This window comes from Aliirhizobium cellulosilyticum, from assembly GCF_014198105.1.
GTDB classification, from domain to species: domain Bacteria; phylum Pseudomonadota; class Alphaproteobacteria; order Rhizobiales; family Rhizobiaceae; genus Neorhizobium; species Neorhizobium cellulosilyticum.
In genome coordinates this window covers 1-17,117 of sequence record NZ_JACIGW010000006.1, presented here as the reverse complement: position 1 = coordinate 17,117, position 17,117 = coordinate 1, and the positions used below count along the sequence as shown (strand labels likewise).

Here is a 17,117-nt window from a genome sequence, read left to right as displayed (position 1 = left end):
GGGCAGCCATGACCGAACAATCCTCCATGACATCGCAGCAGCCCCAGTCTGACACCGCCGAACAGGCACCCGCCGGTCTCGGCCGTGACGCCTGGCTGCGGCTTCGTCGCAACCGGCTGGCCATGCTCGGCCTCGTCATCATCGCATTTTATCTCTGTGCCGCCATCTTCGGGCCGTGGCTGATGCCCTATGATTTTGCCCAGCAGGATCTCGCCCATATCAATTCGGGTCCCAGCCTCATCCATTGGCTTGGCACCGACAATCTCGGGCGCGACCTGTTTGCCCGTATCGTCGGTGGTGCGCGCACGGCGCTGATTGTCGCCTTTTTCGTCACCGTGCTGTCGTTTTCCATCGGGGCGATTGCCGGTGCGGTCTCTGGCTTTGCCGGCGGCGTGACCGACCGCACGATCATGTGGTTGACCGACGTCACCATGGCGGTTCCCAGCCTGTTGCTGGTGGTGGTCATCAATACGTCGCTGACGCCGCTTCTCAGTGGCTGGATGGAAGACCTTTTCCTCAAAACCGGCAACCCGATGTTTCGCGACACCACATTCCTCGACCTGTCGCTGGTTTTCGGCACGATCGCGCTGATCAAATGGCCGCAATATGCACGGCTCATGCGGGCGCAGGTTCTGTCCATCCGCAATGCCAACTACGTCACCGCCGCCATCGCGCTCGGCCTGCCGCCCACGACAATCATCCGTTCCTTTGTCGTGCCCAATGCGCTCGGACCCGTCATCGTCGCCGTCAGTTTCGGCCTCGGCACGGCAATGGTGCTGGAAAGCTCCTTCAGTTTTCTTGGCATCGGTGTGCAGCCGCCGACGCCCAGTTGGGGCCGGATGATCGCAGATGGCATGCGTGTCTGGGGTGCCTATCCGCATCTTCTGATCGTGCCGGCACTGGCGCTTGCCATCATCACCATGGCCTTTGCCTTTGTCGGGGATGGTCTCAACGATGCGCTCAATCCCAAGGGCAAGAAATGACCGACGCCATAAGCAAAACCCCGCTGCTCGCGGTTCGCGATCTGCGCGTTTCGCGACAGACCGAAACCGGCGAGGCGGAAATCGTCACCGGCGTCGACCTGACGCTGAACGAAGGCGAGGTTCTCGGCATCGTCGGTGAGTCCGGCTGCGGCAAGAGCGTGTCCATGCTCAGCCTGCTCGGCATCCTGCCGCCGGCGCTGCAGGTCAGTGCCGGCAGCGCCGTGTTCGAGGGCGAGGATCTTTTTGCCCAGAAGGAAACGAGACTGGCGAAGTTGCGGGGAAGCCGCATCGGTTTCGTTTTCCAGGACCCGATGACGTCGCTCAACCCGGTGATGACCATTGGTGCGCAACTCAGCGAACCTTTGCGCTACCACGCCGGCCTCGGCCGGAAAGAGGCTTGGGCGGAAGCCGGCAGGCTTCTGGCTCTGGTCGGCATTCCGGGTGGCGAAAGCCGCCTGTCGAACTATCCGCACCAGCTGTCCGGCGGCATGCGCCAGCGGGTGATGATCGCCATGAGCATCGCCTGCCGGCCAAGCCTGCTGATCGCCGACGAGCCAACCACGGCGCTGGACGTGACGACGCAGGCGCAGATCGTCGATCTCATCTTCGACATTCGCCGCCAGTTCGGTCTTTCGGTCATCTGGGTGTCGCACGATCTCGCGCTGCTGTCGCAGATTGCCGACCGCATCGCAGTCTTCTACTCCGGGCGCATCGTCGAGGAAGGCACTGCCGAGCAAATCTGTTCCTCGCCGGTTCACCCCTATACCCAGGCATTGATATCATCGATGCCGGTGGCGAATCGCGGCGAGGGGCGCCGGCTGAAGACCATCGACGGACTACCGCCCGATCCGGCCCGCCGCCCGATCGGCTGCGCGTTTGCACCACGTTGCGACCGGCGCGAGGCGCGATGTCTGGTCGCGCCGCCGGCTCTCCTGCCGATGGACGGAGAACGCCGGGCGGCCTGTTTCGTGGCGCATGACGACGCAAGGGAGCTTGCCCGATGACAGACACACACAGATCGACGGAAGCGCTCGTTTCGGTGCGCAATCTGACCCGAACCTTCGACTTCAGGGGCGGGCAATTCGGGCAGTCGCGGTCACAGGTGCATGCGCTGCAGGACGTCAGTTTCCATGTCTTTCGCGGCGAGACGCTATCCATCGTCGGCGAATCCGGTTCGGGAAAATCGACGCTCGGCATGAGCCTGCTGCAATTGACCCGCCCGACCTCCGGCTCCGTCTGGTATCGCGGCAAGGATATCGTCAAAAACACCGCAGCTCAGAACCGCGCCATGCGACGTCATCTGCAGATCGTTTTCCAGGATCCGTTTTCGACGCTCAATCCGCGCGCAACGGTCGGGTCCGCCATCGCTCTGCCGCTGCTGCATCATGGTCTAGCGACACGGGCAACGGTGCGCGAACGCGTGTATGCGATCCTGTCGGACGTGGGCCTTGGTCCTATGTTTGAAAACCGTTATCCGCACGAACTGTCGGGCGGCCAGGCCCAGCGGGTGGCGATCGGCCGGGCGATTGCCTGCGAACCGGAATTCATTGTCTGCGACGAGGCGATCTCGGCGCTGGACGTTTCCGTGCAGGCGCAGATCATCAACCTGCTTGTCGACCTGCAGGAAAAGCGTGGCCTGACATACCTGTTCATCGCCCATGACCTCAGCGTCGTGCGCCATATCAGCGACAGGGTCGCAGTGATGAAAGGTGGCAGGATCGTTGAAGTCGATGTCCCGCAGCGACTGTTTACGAATCCACAGGATGCATACACACGGACGCTGATTGCGGCTACGCCGGTCTTCGAAGATCGGCGTAGCCGATAACCGTCTCGTGAAAGGGGGTAACGATAGTTACGCCAAGATAGTCAACGCGGGAACGCCAAGATAGTCAACGCGGGAACGCCGTGCCTCGTGGATGATATCGCCGTTATGATGCCGGTCTTTCGCTTTTGCCACATAGCGCCGAGGTATGCCCGGATCTCATCGTATGAAGGATGGTGCGTATGAAAATGGCAGAGGCTGCGCAGGCTGCGAACACGACCACCGATTTTGCGGCGCATGTCGCCTTGAAACTGGTGAACGCCAATCTTGTTGGGTCAGAGCGTGGTCGCAGCGGGCATGGACGGGCTTAAGAGCCGCAATACTTTCTTAAGCGATGCTGACCAAACCGCATAACCCGCCGCATTCATGTGGACCAGATCGGGCAGATAGTATCGGAACATCGGCAAGCCGTTCTCGCCGATCAGGCCGGTACCGACCTCAATCCACGAGGTGTGATCCCGGCCGCCGCACCAGTCGCTTGCCAGCCGGTTGAACAGATCGAACTCCTGCCGATAAATCCAGCGTGCCGGGCTGTGCTTGATCGATAAGACAAAAACCTCCGACTGCGGAATGACGCGCGAAATCCGCTCTCTCAGATCCTTCAGATGGCCAAGCGTCGTATGGGCGGTGAGGCCATCACTGGCGATATCGTTTTCACCAAAATAGAGCGCTATCCTGCTTGGCCTCAGCGGCGTCAAAAGCTGATCCATGTAGTGGATGCCCGAAAGAAATGTACCTCCTCCGAAACCCAGGTTAACGACGTCCAGCGAGCCTAGATCTTCTGTGATGGAACTCCAGATACGGAAGGAGGACGAGCCATAAAAGGCGATCGGATTGGCAGGAAGGCCGACACGCTCAAGTCGCGTCAGCACCGTGATGATATCGTTTTCGTGTCGACCTGTGCCGATACTGACTGGAAAATCGTACATATTTACCCTCGGACATGTGTTTGGAAGTGTTTCTCCGGCGAGCTCCCGCCTTGCTGCATCGCGTCTATGAAAGCGAGCGACGCATTACGTCGAGCGCGCCACGGATCAGGACGTCGTCGGCACCCAGAGTAATCTTGAGGTCGAATACAGTCGCGGCGATCACATAAAGATCGTTGAGACCGTCATTCCCGACAATGGTGGCCTCGTCACCTTCCGAATACCAGCCAACCTCGCGCGCCTGCCTGAACTCTTGGCCAATTACCATGCCGTGGACATAGGACCGCAATTGATCCGCCGTAAGCCTTCCCACCAGTCCGCCGGTCCGTGCCGAAAACAGCAGGGAGAGCATCGCCGCGGAGCTCTTCGCCTCTTCAAGCCCCCGGAGATAGGCTTCCGGATCATCCACCGTTGGCTGCGTTGCGCCGCGAGCGATGAAGGAATTGTTCAAGAGTAGCGCAAAGATCTCGCCGGTCACAAAGGTTTGAAAGCTGTCTATACGGCCGGCTTTTACCTTAGTCCACTTGCTGTGTGTCCCGGGGATGATTATTGTTGCGTCGTCAGCCAGCCCGTGTCCGGCAACCTGAATTTCCTCACCGCGCATGACGTCGGGGAAGGGCCTGCGTGAGGGATCCGTCAGGCCCGGCAGAAACACCAGATCAGATCCGTTCGACAAGGATTTCCGCAAGCTGCCTGCAGCAAGCTCAGCCGGACCTGCAGGGCAGGCCACATAGGGAACTTCGATCCAGCCGTTGCGGCTGGTGATCATCCCGAGTGCGGCAATGGGCAAGGCTCCGTGAGTGGACAGCCATGGAGCAAGCGCCGTCATCAGGACCACTTCATAGTCGCCCTTGTTGAGCTTTGAGATACCTTGGGGCGTCTCGATGTTCTCCATTTCGTTGCCGTCGTCATCGATCAGCGTTGCTCGAAAGGAAGTGGTTCCCCAGTCGACGACGATTGCCGCTGTTTCTGCTGCCATGTCGTGAGCCTCCTCCGCTCATTTCATCTGGGGGCTTGCCATAGGGCGCGAGCATATGTAGTGTCAATTAGTGAATTCATGGTTTCACATTATGATACTTCATTGGGAGGTGAAGAAATGGCAACTGGTCTGAAGGGCATCTTGCCTGTCCTGCCAACGCCCTTTTTGGCGAATGGCGATGTTGATGAGGCGGGGATGTCGCGGCTGGTGCAGTTCGCTCTCGATCAGGGTGTGGATGGTGTCGTGTTTCCTGGTTTCGCCAGCGAGGTGGAAAATCTCACCACAGAAGAACGTGCGGGACTTTTGAAGATCGTCGTTGCCAGCGTGGCGGGCCGGGTACCCGTGGTTGCCGGCGCAAGCGCCGCTGATTGGCGCGACGTGGTCGAGCATGGCCGGATCGCGGCAGGCCTCGGTATTCGCCATCTGATGGTACAGCCACCGAAGTCGGTAGGCACCGATGCAGCGGCCCTTATCGAGTTTCTTGGCAAGGTGGTCGAGGCGCTGCCGGACGTGGAGATCATCCTCCAGAATGCGCCGGCCCCTCGCGGTTCAGATCTGTCGCCGCAGGCGATCGTCGAGATCATCCGTGCCTTGCCACATATTTCCTATGTGAAAGAAGAGACGCTGCCGGCAGGGCCGGCGATAAGCCACATCATCGCCCATGCGCCGGAAAGCCTGAAGGGCGTCATCGGTGGCGGTGGCGCGCGTTATATTCTCGACGAATATGCACGCGGCGCGACTGCCGCGATGCCTGCTCTGGAGATCGCCGGCGAACATGTGGCGATCGACCGAGCGCTCGCCGGCGGCAAGCGCGATGAGGCACGCCAAATCTATGTTCGCACCCTGCCGCTTCTCGTCCTGCAGGCGGTTTACCGCATGCGGCTGACCAAGCATGTATTGGCGCGTCGAGGCGTGATCGGGGGCGTCGGTGTGCGCGCTCCTACACCGGAACTCGACGCCGCGGCAATTGCGGACATTGATGCAAACCTGGTTGAACTCGGCCTTCTGGCTTCGGAGGCTGCATGAACAGCCCCGTCGCAACCATCGAGGTTTTTACCCTCACCCAGTCACGTAAAGTGCCCTATCTCGGCGCATTGCGGGAAGGAGAGGTGGTTAATCCAAACGGTTATATCGTCCGCAAGGGCAACCGCACGGTCTATCCCACCTTCGACCGCAGCGTTCTCGTCCGTATGACGACACGGGCCGGTACCGTTGGATGGGGTGAAACCTATGGCATCGTCGCGCCCGGTGCGGTTGCCGCTCTGATCAACGATCTTCTTGCCGGCTTCGTTATCGATCGTGACGCGTCGGATCCGTCCTCGATCTACGATGATCTCTACGACATGATGCGGGTGCGCGGTTACACCGGTGGCTTCTACGTTGATGCACTGGCAGCCCTCGATATCGCGCTGTGGGACATTGCGGGTCAGGAAGCGGGAAAATCGGTTCGCGATCTGCTCGGCGGGGGCGTTGACCGCTTTCCGGCCTATGTCTCCGGTCTGCCGGAGAAAACGCTGCAAGCTCGCGGCGAGCTGGCGAAATACTGGCAGGATCGGGGTTTCGATGCCTTCAAATTCGCAACGCCAGTGGCAGACGACGGCCCGGCGGTGGAGATGGAGAACCTGCGCAAGGTTCTCGGACCCAAGGCGAAGATTGCCGCCGATATGCATTGGAACCAGACGCCGGAGCGGGCGCTTGAGTTGATCGCCGAGATGGCGCCGTACGATCCGTGGTTTGCCGAGGCACCTGTCTGGACCGAGGATATTGCCGGTTTGGAAAAAGTCTCCAAGGGTACGGATATTCCAATCGCAGTCGGCGAGGAATGGCGCACCCATTGGGACATGCGTGCCCGTATCGAGCGTTGCCGCATTGCTATCGTACAGCCGGAAATGGGGCATAAGGGCATTACCAATTTCATCCGCATCGGTGCGCTTGCTGCCGAACACGGTATCGACGTCATCCCGCATGCCACGGTCGGCGCCGGTATATTTCTGGCCGCGAGCCTGCAGGCGTCATCCACACTGCCGACGCTCAAGGGGCACGAATTCCAGCATTCGATCTTCGAGCCGAACCGTCGCCTTCTCTCCGGTGACATGGATTGCCGCGAAGGTCTCTATCATCTGCCATCGGGGCCTGGGCTCGGAGTGAAGCCATCGGAGGTGGCGCTAGGTCTGCTTGAACGTATCTGAATTGGTTCTTTGGAGGAGGAAGCCATGAACAAGAGAGTGAAAAGACTGGCGCTCGGCGCCGCGACTGCAGCCGTGATGACGATGGGTGGCTTTGCTCCGGCAATGGCCGATACGGTATTGAAATTCATTTCCTGGCAGACCGATGACGCCGGAACCGGTGAATGGTGGCATTCGGCGATCGCGGAGTTCGAGAAACAGCACCCCGGCGTGAAGATCGAGTTCACCAAGGCGGAGCGCAGCTCCTATGCCGATACGATGACCACGCTGTTTGCCGCGAACCAGCCGCCGCAGATCGTCCATCTCGCCTCGTTCGAATTCCAGATGTTCGCAGACAGCGGCTGGCTTGAGCCGCTGGATCCGTGGCTGAAGAAGGACAGCATCGACATGACCGGCTGGGCCGGCCAGAAGACGTGCGAATGGAACGGCGAAACCGTCTGCATCATGACTAACTACTTCGGTTTCGTCATGGCCTATAACAAGAAGATCCTCGATGAAGCCGGCATTGCCGTGCCGAAAACCTATGACGAATTCCTGGCAGCGGCAAAGGCGACCACCAAGGATCTCAACGGCGACGGCATCATCGACCAGTTCGGCACTGGCCATGAGACGAAGGGGGGGCCGGGCCAGTATCTGACCGAGATGCTGAACTACATCATCGACGCGGGCGCCTATTGGACCGACAAGGAAGGCAATATCACAATCGATACGCCTGAGATGGTCGAGGGGCTGACGCGCTGGAAGACTGTGATGAAGAGTGGCATCAGTCCGGTCGACATGAGCGCCAGTGATGTGCGCAAGCTGTTTGCCGATGGCAAGATGGCCATGCGCCTGGACGGACCGTGGCTTTACGGCACAACTGAAAAGGGTTCGGCCAAGAGCGATATAGTCTATGCCGCGCCGCCGCTGACGCCGCCTCTTGGTGGATCATCGAATGTGCTGGCCATGCCGTCCGATATTCCCGATGACCAGAAGCAACTCGTCTGGGATTTCATCAAGCTGACGATGACGCCGGAATTCCAGCGCAGCTATGCGACGATGGGCGGAAACACGCCGCCAAGCCCGAAGGCCGATGTCTCCGGCGTGGAGAAAACCATTCCGCATTTCCCGGTGCTGCTCGCGACAATGAAGGCCGCATCCGAGAAGGGGATAGACCGCGTGCCGATCGGCCTTGAGCTCTATTACAACGAGTTCAGCAAGATGATCATGGAGGAGAGCCAGCGGATGATTATCCAGGATCTCGATCCGGCGGCTGTCGCCAAGACCATGCAGGCCAAGGCCGAAAGCATCAAGGGCTGATCCGCTCTGTCAGGGCATGGCTCGCCCTGCGGGCCATGGGCAATTCAAAGCATTCGGAGGAGACCATCCATGACCGATACCGTTCAGGCGGGGCGGCGCAAGTTCTTTGACCTTGCGCGTCCCAGCCGGCAGCATCTTCTCGGCTATATCCTGATCGCTCCGGCGGTGCTGATGGTCGCCGCCATCATCGTCTGGCCGCTGATCCTAGCGATCGACCTGTCCTTTCAGCAGGTTAAAATCCCGAGGCTCGGCGGCGCCAGCCGGCCGTTCTCAGTGAGCAACTATGTCTGGCTGTTTTCGTCGCAGGAATTCTGGCTGGCCTGCTGGGTGACGCTCAAGCTTGTGGTCGTCGTGACCGCCGGTAGCGTTGCGGTTGGCTTGAGCACGGCGCTTCTCGTCAACAACCGTTTCGAGGGCCGCACGGTTGCCCGGCTCGGCATGGCGCTGCCCTGGGCTGTGCCGGAAATCATCGCGGTCGTCATCTTTGCCTGGATGTTCGACACATCGTTCGGTCTGTTCGGCTGGCTGGCGATAAAGCTTGGCTTCACCGACCAGATGATCCCTTGGGTCAGTAGTTCGACAGCGGCTTTCTGGGCTGTTGCGATCACCATGGTATGGAAGGGTTTTCCCTTCGTCTCGATCATGTGCCTTGCGGGCCTGCAGTCGATCCCATCCGATTATTACGCCGCCGCCAAGGTGGATGGTGCAAGCACCTTTCAGCGGTTCCGCTGGATCACCATGCCGCTTCTGATGCCGGTTCTGGGCGTCACGCTGGTGCTCACGCTGCTCTGGGTGTTCCGGGACTTTTCCATCATCAAGGTCCTGACCGGCGGCGGCCCTCTGCGTTCAACGCAGACACTGTCGATCATGACCTACGATCAGGCCTTCCAGTATCACAATTTTGGCCGTGCCGCCGCTGTCGGTGTTCTGACGCTGGTCATCTGCATCATCGCCAGCGTGCTGATGCTCGGTCGACGTTCGAAATCTATCTATTGAGGAGGCCTTGATGAGACGCACACTGGCACAAAGCCTCGCACTTTACGCAACCGTGATCTTCACGCTGGTGATGATCCTCTTCCCGGTCTACTGGCTGCTGGTCACGGCGCTGTCCACCACTGACGAACTTTACCGTCTTCCACCGACTTTCTGGCCGGATAATCCGCAATGGGATGTATTCGCCCGCGTCTGGGCGGCAAAGCCGATCCTGCTCTGGCTGTGGAATTCGATGCTGGCGGCGGTGGGTTCCGTGGCGCTGTCCATGCTGGTTTCGGTCAGTGCCGGTTATGCGTTGTCGCGTTATTCGATGCGCGGTGGTGCAACGATGGGGCTTTTCGTCCTCACCGCAAAGATGCTGCCCGCCACGCTGCTGGTCATCCCCCTGTTCTCGATCTTTTCAAGCTTCGGCCTGATCGGAAGCCTCTGGACGCTGGTGCTCGCACATTCAACCATGATCATTCCCTTCGCGACATGGATGCTGAAAGGGTATTTCGACACGATCCCGAAAGAGCTTGAACAGGCGGCCATGGTTGATGGATGCTCGCCGATCGGTGCCATGGTGCGTGTCGTCCTGCCGATCGCAACCCCGGGTCTGGCTGCCACAGCACTTTATGCCTTCGTGCTCAGTTGGGCCGATTACGCCTATGCGCGGACATTCCTGGTCAATTCGCCCGACAACTGGACGGCCAATCTCGGCATCACCACGATGCAGGGCGAATATGTCACCTACTGGAACGACATCGCCGCCGCATCGGTGTTCATCGCTCTGCCGATCATCGCAATCTACCTGTTCCTTGAACGTTATTTGGTCGGCGGCCTTACCGCTGGCGCGGAGAAATAAGCATGGCCAATATTTCAATTCGCAATGTCAGCAAGTCTTATGGTGCGCTGAATGTGCTCAGACCCTTTTCGCTGGAAATCGAAAATGGAGAGTTTGTTGTACTGGTCGGCCCCTCCGGCTGCGGCAAGTCTACCATGCTGAAGATCCTGGCAGGTCTGGAGCCTGCCACCGAAGGTCAGATCTTCATCGGCGACCGCGAAGTGACCGATCTGGCGCCCGGCGATCGCGATATCGCCATGGTGTTTCAGAACTACGCGCTTTATCCCCATCTGACGGTGCGCCAGAATATTGGCTTTGGCCTTAAAATGCGGGGCACCGACAAGACCGAGATCGACCGGCGTGTCGATGATGCGGCGCGTATCCTGGAAGTAACTCCCTATCTCGACCGTAAACCCAAGGACTTGTCGGGTGGTCAACGCCAGCGTGTGGCACTGGGGCGTGCCATCGTACGCCAACCGCAGGCATTTTTGATGGATGAGCCGCTGTCTAATCTCGACGCTAAACTGCGTGTCCATATGCGCGCTGAAATCGGCGCTCTGCATAAGCGTATCGGCGTCACCACCGTCTACGTGACCCATGATCAGGTCGAAGCGATGACAATGGCTGACCGCGTTGTCATCATGCAGGGAGGGATAATCCAGCAGATTGCCGCACCTGACGAGTTGTTCAATAATCCTGCCAATCTGTTTGTTGCCGGCTTCATAGGCTCGCCGGGCATGAATTTTCTGAATTCGGAACTGCGCGACGGCAAGCTTACCGCTTTTGGCCAGCAGATTTCACTTCCGCGAGCCACCAGCGCTCAGGGCCCGGTGGTGGTGGGGCTCAGACCGGAACACCTCGTTCTGGGCGATGCCCCCGTCACCTTTGGTGTAAGGCCGACGCTGGTCGAAAGCTTGGGGTCTGAAAAATACGTCTATTTCGATGCCAAGGGCGCCCGGATCGCTGATGGCGAAGAAGGCAAGTCCAAGGGGTTGATCGCCCGCGTTTCGCATACGGGCAGCCTGCCGAGGGACGAGGAGATCAGGCTTGGCTTTGATCCCGCTCAACTCTACCTTTTCGATGCAAAGACGGGTGAACGGCTATGATCCTTGTTACCGGATCGTCCGGGCGTGTAGGCCGCGCCGTAGTTGCAGCCTTGCGCGACAAGGGCCGGATGGTGCGGGGCTTCGATTTGCGTCCATCGGAAACAGGTGGAGACGAAATTATTGGCTCGCTTGAGGATGCAGACAGACTGGCGGAGGCTACTCACGGCATCACCGATATCCTGCATCTCGGCGCCTTCATGTCCTGGGCTCCTGCGGACCGTGATCTCATGTTTGCTGTGAATGTCGAAGGTACGCGCCGCCTGCTGGATGCCGCCTCGGCTGCCGGCGTCCATCGTTTCGTGTTTGCCTCTTCCGGCGAGGTCTATCCGGAAAACCGCCCGGAATTCATGCCGGTAACCGAAGACCATCCGCTCAAGCCGAATTCGCCCTATGGGCTGACCAAACTGCTTGGCGAGGAGATGGTGGGCTTTCATCAGCGAAACGGCTCGATGGAAACGGTGATCCTGCGTTTCTCGCATACGCAGGATGCCTGCGAATTGCTGGATGAAGACAGTTTTTTCTCCGGTCCACGCTTCTTCCTGCGCCCACGCATCCGCCAGCAAGAGAGTTTCGGGAACACGGCTGTCGCCGATCTTCTGAAGGCGAAGGATATCGGAGTGCCGGCCCATGTGCTGGCGCGCAACGAAAATGGCCGGCCGTTTCGCATGCACCTAACCGACACCCGTGACATGGTGACCGGCATTCTTCTTGCGCTCGATCATCCCGATGCGGCCGGCGGCACATTCAATCTGGGTGGAAATGAACCGGCGGATTTCGCCGAACTTCTGCCGCGTATTGCGACATTGACCGGTCTGCCCATCGTGCCAGTCGATTTTCCCGGTGAGGGCGTTTATTACCACACCTCGAACGAGCGTATCAGAAACACGTTGGGGTTTGAGGCGGAATGGACGATCGACCGGATGCTGGAAGAGGCCGCCGCAGCAAGGCAGCGACGCCTCGCCGGGGAGAAGAGGCAATGAAACCTGAGACACCGGGTGGCACAGCAGCACTGGCGAAAGGCCTGACCCTTCTGGACATGGTTGCCGATGCGCCCGAGCCTTTGCGTTTTGCCGAACTCCTGCGCGCGTCCGGCCTGCCAAAACCCACATTTGCCCGCATCCTGCGCACTTTGATCGCCTATGGGTTGGTGCGCCAGGACGAAGCCCGCGGCACCTATGTCCTTGGCCAGCGGTTTCTCGAAATGTCCCACAAGGTTTGGGAGAGTTTTGATCTGGTCTCCGCCGCCACGCCGGAGCTCGAACGGCTGGCGGTCGAACTCGGCGAGACAGTCGCATTGTGCCGGCTGGATGGCGTTACGGCGCAATATCTGGCCGAACGCTCGCCCAACGGACTGTCAGTGCGTGTTGAAGTTGGCCGCCGCGTGCCGTTGCATTGTACCGCTCCCGGCAAGGCCCTTCTCGCATTCCAGGACCCCGCGGTGGGACGGTCGCTTACGGAACGCCTGACGCTGGACCGCCAGACGCCGCAGACGATCACCACTCTTGAAAGTTTGCAGGCTGATCTGACTCTGACGAGGGCACGCGGTTATTCGATTTCCTATGAGGAGCATCTGCTGAGTGTGAATTCAGTCGCTGCCCCCGTTATGGGACGCGACAACACGCCGATCGGTGTGCTGGTGGCGCTCGGCCCTTCATCGCGCCTTGAGGCATCCAATATTCACCCGGTGGGGCGCGAACTGATCGCGGCGGCCCGTCGCATAACCGGTGCTGCAGGCGCCGTTGCCATCAGCTCGCGGCCCCGGCCACGCTCCGCGACGGGGAAGCCGGCGGCCGAACTGAGCTGTATTCTGCCTTGGGGAGCTCAGCTGGGCGAAAGTCCGGTCTGGCATGAGGCCGAGAATGCGCTCTACTGGGTTGATATCCTTCACCCCGCCGTTCACCGTTTTGATCCTGCAACGGGTCGCAACGACACCTGTGAAACGGGCAAGCTTGTCAGCGCTGTCATTCCGGTCTCCAAGGGACGCCTCTTGGTTGCATCTCAGGACGGACTGGAATGGCTTGATTTTGCCTCCGGCCGCCTTGCGCCTTTTGTCAGTCCGGAGGCCGACCTTGCAGGCAATCGGCTGAACGACGCAAAATGTGGGCCGGATGGAGCGATTTGGGTCGGTTCGATGCGTATCGATGCCTCCAAGCAGACCGGTGCGCTCTATCGCATCGATGAAACTGGTGCGTTTGAACGCAAGGAAGGTGGCATCATCGTTTCCAATGGCCTTGGCTGGAGCCCGGATGGCCGAACTTTCTATTTCGTCGATACGGTGCCGGGTCTGATCCACGCCTACGATTTCAATCCCGCGACCGGCACGCTCTCAGCGCGTCGGGAATTTGCCCGCATTCCGGTCGCCGATGGTCGGCCCGATGGTCTTGCCGTTGATGCGGAAGGCGGCGTCTGGTGCGCAATCTGGGATGGCTGGTGTGTGCGACGTTACATGCCCAATGGCAAGCTGGATCAGGTAATCGACATGCCCGTGCCGCGGCCGTCGAGCATCGCATTTGGCGGACCGGACCTTTCCACGCTGTTCATCACCAGCGCGCGCACACGCCTGCCGGCCTCGACACTGGCCGATGCGCCACTATCCGGCGGCTTGTTTTCCTGCCGTCCCGGTGTTGCCGGTGCGCACATTTCATTGTTTGGGGGAAATAATGAATCTTGAAATCCTCTTTGGTTTGAAGGGGCGCACGGCGCTCGTCACCGGTTCCAGCCGCGGCATTGGCGCGGCCATCGCGGAAGGACTGTCGGCTGCAGGAGCACATGTCATTCTGCATGGCACCAAAGCCGGCGGAGCGGCTGTCGTGCACCAACGCATTGTCGAAAACGGTGGCACGGCACAAGAACTGGTGAGCGACCTGTCGGCACCTGGTGCCGGCCGCGATCTGATCGAGCACGCCGAAGACATCGCTCCCGTCGATATCCTGGTCATCAACGCCAGTGCTCAGATCAACGCAACTTTGCCGGATCTGAAGCCGGGGGATTTTGCCTTTCAGGTGGCGGTGAACTTCGGTTCGACCGTAGACATGTTGCAGACGGCACTGCCACTCATGGCTGCCCGCAAATGGGGAAGGGTGGTCTCCATCGGTTCGATCAACCAGCTTCGTCCAAAAGGTGTCGTCACCGCGTATGCGGCAACGAAAGCTGCACAACACAACCTCATCCAGAGCCAGGCGCGGGACTATGCCATGGACAATGTTTTGCTCAACACGCTTGCTCCCGGCCTGATCGATACCGACAGAAATGCCCATCGACGCGACGAGGATCCGGAAGGATGGGCTGAATATGCCCGCACGCTGAACTGGATGGGACGGGCTGGTCGGTCTGAAGAAATGGTCGGCGCGGCAATCTTCCTTTCATCGCAGGCCTGCAGTTTCATGACTGGCGAGGCCGTTTTCCTGACCGGCGGTTATTGATGGATCTGCAGGCAAGCTAATCGACCTGCGCCAGCGCGGACCGGCGGTTCATATCCCATCAAGACCTAAGTGCGCGGCTCGATTGGCAGGACATGAGACTGAGAACTGGCTTACGCCAGTTCCAGCAGGTGCATAATGTAGTATCCGCTATTGCTCGGGAAACTCCAGCCTGCGAACATCATAACCAAGCTGACTTGCTTTACGGACCATTGTCTTGAGTTTGGCTTTTGATGGAACTGTGCGCGCATAAATCCATAGATTGGTCATGTCGGGATCAGCGCTGATAAACCAGTTCTTGTCCGGTGATTTATAGAGGACCCAATAGTTGAAGGTGATCAGCAACGGATAGCGGACACGCATCTTGGCCTTGTCGCTGTCAAAATCGAGTATGCGCCCCGTTCCACGGACAGTCTTCAATCGACCCTTCGGATTACCGACGCGACATCCGTCTTCGACAATTACCTGATCTGGTGATTTGCCGCGGTGATATGAGGAATAGCCGGCGACGCAACCATCGGTCAGCCACATCGGCCGGCGACCGATCTCAAGCCATGTCCCGCGATAATGGTCAGCACCAACCTTGACCACTTCAGGCTCGGCTGCCGTAGCGGTGTGCGGCGCGAGTGTTCCGGCGAGCCAGAAGACGCCGACGAGGCATTTCCAAAAGTCGTGCATGTCATCCTCCAGTATGTTTAGCTAGCATTTCTCCCGGGTTGCGGGTTCCGCGCCCGTCGACAAACCTGCGTATCTTATGGCGATGAGCGCCATCAGGCATGCGGCCGCGAAAATGTTGAGATCGAGAAGCACGGCAAGATCAGTATCACTCCAGCCGTGGAATGGTGGTCCGCCGATATGGCGCGACAAAAGGAAGATGGCGAAAACGACAGCTGTCACACTGCGCTGAATCCATTTTTCTTTCGTTCGGAAAGAGACTGCCGCGAGCATGATACAGGCTCCGAAGAACAATTCCGTCCCGGAGCTTTCGCCAAATAACGTTGTCTCGAACAAGGTGTCGAATGCCCCCACGATGGGAAGCGAAATCCGCGCAATGATGGGCCAACGACGGGCGATGGACGGAATTGCCAAAAAGACCGGAGCCGCGAGCAGCGAACCAAGTGACGCAACGACGCCATCGCCGACGAGATACCAGACATAGACCGGATAAAATGGCTTGTTGAGACATATGACCCAGGCGATTGTAACCGTCGCCTGGGTAAGAGGATCGAGAGGAACTCGTTGCGCGCTCATGGCCTTGCCGGTTTCAGCAGATAATGGCCTACACCCCAGATATCGCCGTCATCGTGACCAAACAGGCCGGCGGTCGCGAGGAAAAACAGCCGCCAGCGGCGTAGCCAGAGCGGTGCGTCTTTGCCGTAAACCTCTGCGAAAATAGGTTCAATCTGATCGGACTCCCGGTCGAAATTGGCGAGCCAGTCGAGCGCCGTACGACGATAATGGGTTCCGGACCACCGCCATTCCTCCTCGACCGCGAACAGATCCTCGAAACGATGAGGCAGGTCATGCGCCGGCATGATACCGCCGGTGAAGAAATGATGGGCGATCCAGTCTGCCGGATCGTCGTGGTCGAAGCGGTAGGAGCGGTCCTTGTGAGTGAAGACATGCAGGAAAAGCCGACCTTCTGGCTTCACCCAGTCGCGGGCACGCTCAAAGAGCTTCCGCCAGTTGGACATGTGTTCGAACATTTCGATCGAGACGACACGATCAAAACGCTGTTCGATCGAAAATTCGTTCATATCGGCGGTTATCACCGACAGGTTGGAAAGTCCGCGCTGATTGGCCGTCGCCAGGATGAAGGCGCGTTGCGAGGAGGAGTTGGAAACGGAGACGATACGCGAGTTCGGAAACTGCGCCGCCAGATAAAGCGAAAGCGAGCCCCAGCCGCAGCCGAGTTCCAGGATCGTCATGCCATCCTCGATCGCGGCATGCCTCACCGTTTCGGCGAGGGCATGAACCTCTGCTTCCTTCAGTGTCGTATATTCGGTCGGATAAAGGCAGCAGGAGTATTTTCGGCTTGGGCCGAGAACCCGCGAAAAGAAAGCCGCGGGCAGTTCATAATGCTGGCGATTGGCCTCGTCCGCATGGATCGCCACCGGGTATTGGTTCATGGCATCGACAAACAGATTTTCCTGGCTGGCCGCCGTGGCGGCGAGACGACGCTTGGTACGACCACAAAGGAAGTCGATCCCCGCGAGCGACATGCCATCGGTCAGAGGCGCGCGTTCGGCGGTGTTGATAGCGAAGGCCAGCATGTTCATTTCAACTCTCCTTCTGGATGGATATCCTGCCTTCTGGGGCCGGGGAAAAAAGCATTTACGCGCTGCTGCAGGGCGCGAAATTTCTGGCCGCGCGAACGCAGCATATGATCTTCAAGTGGCGGAATGCCGGAGACATGCACAAGCAGCCAGTACATGAGGAGCGGCGCCAACAAGGACAGCCAGCTCACAATGGATGGCGAGGCGGCAAACAAAAACCAGCAACACCAGAACATCCACTCGAAGAAGTAGTTCGGATGGCGCGAATACCGCCAGAGGCCGGTCTCGCAGACCTCGGTCTTTGC

The 17,117-nt window shown here is 59.1% G+C and carries 18 protein-coding genes; 12 read left to right on the top strand and 6 right to left on the bottom strand.

Annotated elements, in window-relative coordinates:
- The first annotated feature begins 8 nt into the window (after positions 1 to 8).
- Genes GGE33_RS21150 through GGE33_RS21140 form a run of 3 tightly spaced genes read left to right on the top strand, consistent with a single transcriptional unit; the run spans position 9 to position 2,808 of the window.
- Positions 9 to 983: an ABC transporter permease gene (locus tag GGE33_RS21150; RefSeq protein ID WP_394353682.1), complete on the top strand. Its 975-nt coding sequence runs from the start codon at positions 9 to 11 to the stop codon at positions 981 to 983.
- Positions 980 to 1,987 carry an ABC transporter ATP-binding protein gene (locus GGE33_RS21145; RefSeq protein WP_183827603.1) on the top strand — a complete coding sequence of 336 codons (1,008 nt, stop codon included), beginning with the start codon at positions 980 to 982 and terminating at the stop codon, positions 1,985 to 1,987. The genes GGE33_RS21150 and GGE33_RS21145 overlap by 4 nt, the downstream gene beginning before the upstream one ends.
- Positions 1,984 to 2,808, top strand: a complete 825-nt coding sequence (locus tag GGE33_RS21140; protein ID WP_183827600.1) for an ATP-binding cassette domain-containing protein — start codon at positions 1,984 to 1,986, stop codon at positions 2,806 to 2,808. Before GGE33_RS21145 ends, GGE33_RS21140 begins: the two co-directional genes overlap by 4 nt.
- Before the next feature lie 272 nt (positions 2,809 to 3,080).
- Here the strand turns inward: GGE33_RS21140 and GGE33_RS21130 are convergent, their stop codons facing one another.
- Positions 3,081 to 3,734, bottom strand: a complete 654-nt coding sequence (locus tag GGE33_RS21130) for a GDSL-type esterase/lipase family protein (RefSeq protein WP_183827597.1) — start codon at positions 3,732 to 3,734, stop codon at positions 3,081 to 3,083.
- A 64-nt stretch (positions 3,735 to 3,798) separates the two neighbouring features.
- A complete protein-coding gene (locus tag GGE33_RS21125) occupies positions 3,799 to 4,710 on the bottom strand; it encodes a 2-dehydro-3-deoxygalactonokinase (protein WP_183686593.1) in 912 nt (303 codons plus the stop codon).
- Between the two features lie 117 nt (positions 4,711 to 4,827).
- On the opposite strand from GGE33_RS21125, the gene GGE33_RS21120 reads away from it, so the two are divergent.
- From GGE33_RS21120 to GGE33_RS21080, 9 genes are all read left to right on the top strand, one after another.
- Positions 4,828 to 5,736: a dihydrodipicolinate synthase family protein gene (locus GGE33_RS21120; RefSeq protein ID WP_183827594.1), complete on the top strand. Its 909-nt coding sequence runs from the start codon at positions 4,828 to 4,830 to the stop codon at positions 5,734 to 5,736.
- Positions 5,733 to 6,899, top strand: coding sequence for a mandelate racemase/muconate lactonizing enzyme family protein (locus GGE33_RS21115; protein WP_183827591.1), 1,167 nt, complete (start codon positions 5,733 to 5,735; stop codon positions 6,897 to 6,899). Before GGE33_RS21120 ends, GGE33_RS21115 begins: the two co-directional genes overlap by 4 nt.
- Positions 6,900 to 6,923: 24 nt before the next feature.
- Entirely contained in the window at positions 6,924 to 8,195 is a 1,272-nt protein-coding gene (locus GGE33_RS21110) for an ABC transporter substrate-binding protein (RefSeq protein WP_183827588.1), read from the top strand.
- Between the two features lie 69 nt (positions 8,196 to 8,264).
- On the top strand, positions 8,265 to 9,191 hold the full coding sequence (locus GGE33_RS21105; protein WP_183686585.1) for a carbohydrate ABC transporter permease: 927 nt from the start codon (positions 8,265 to 8,267) through the stop codon (positions 9,189 to 9,191).
- Positions 9,192 to 9,201: 10 nt separating this feature from the next.
- A complete protein-coding gene (locus GGE33_RS21100) occupies positions 9,202 to 10,032 on the top strand; it encodes a carbohydrate ABC transporter permease (protein WP_148144203.1) in 831 nt (276 codons plus the stop codon).
- Between the two features lie 2 nt (positions 10,033 to 10,034).
- Positions 10,035 to 11,117 carry an ABC transporter ATP-binding protein gene (locus GGE33_RS21095; RefSeq protein WP_183827585.1) on the top strand — a complete coding sequence of 361 codons (1,083 nt, stop codon included), beginning with the start codon at positions 10,035 to 10,037 and terminating at the stop codon, positions 11,115 to 11,117.
- Positions 11,114 to 12,097: an NAD-dependent epimerase/dehydratase family protein gene (locus GGE33_RS21090; protein WP_183827583.1), complete on the top strand. Its 984-nt coding sequence runs from the start codon at positions 11,114 to 11,116 to the stop codon at positions 12,095 to 12,097. Before GGE33_RS21095 ends, GGE33_RS21090 begins: the two co-directional genes overlap by 4 nt.
- A complete protein-coding gene (locus GGE33_RS21085; protein WP_183827580.1) occupies positions 12,094 to 13,788 on the top strand; it encodes an SMP-30/gluconolactonase/LRE family protein in 1,695 nt (564 codons plus the stop codon). Before GGE33_RS21090 ends, GGE33_RS21085 begins: the two co-directional genes overlap by 4 nt.
- Complete coding sequence (locus GGE33_RS21080) at positions 13,778 to 14,539, top strand: SDR family NAD(P)-dependent oxidoreductase (protein WP_183827578.1); 762 nt, start codon at positions 13,778 to 13,780, stop codon at positions 14,537 to 14,539. The genes GGE33_RS21085 and GGE33_RS21080 overlap by 11 nt, the downstream gene beginning before the upstream one ends.
- Before the next feature lie 147 nt (positions 14,540 to 14,686).
- On the opposite strand, the gene GGE33_RS21075 is transcribed toward GGE33_RS21080, so the two are convergent.
- The 4 genes from GGE33_RS21075 to GGE33_RS21060 all read right to left on the bottom strand — a co-directional run.
- Positions 14,687 to 15,214, bottom strand: a complete 528-nt coding sequence (locus GGE33_RS21075) for a lipocalin family protein (protein WP_183827575.1) — start codon at positions 15,212 to 15,214, stop codon at positions 14,687 to 14,689.
- A 21-nt stretch (positions 15,215 to 15,235) separates the two neighbouring features.
- Positions 15,236 to 15,787 carry a hypothetical protein gene (locus tag GGE33_RS21070; protein WP_183827572.1) on the bottom strand — a complete coding sequence of 184 codons (552 nt, stop codon included), beginning with the start codon at positions 15,785 to 15,787 and terminating at the stop codon, positions 15,236 to 15,238.
- Positions 15,784 to 16,815: an SAM-dependent methyltransferase gene (locus tag GGE33_RS21065; protein ID WP_183827569.1), complete on the bottom strand. Its 1,032-nt coding sequence runs from the start codon at positions 16,813 to 16,815 to the stop codon at positions 15,784 to 15,786. Before GGE33_RS21065 ends, GGE33_RS21070 begins: the two co-directional genes overlap by 4 nt.
- A partial coding sequence (locus GGE33_RS21060) for a DUF1295 domain-containing protein (protein WP_183827567.1) occupies positions 16,812 to 17,117 on the bottom strand: 306 nt, incomplete at its 5' end. The genes GGE33_RS21065 and GGE33_RS21060, both read right to left, overlap by 4 nt.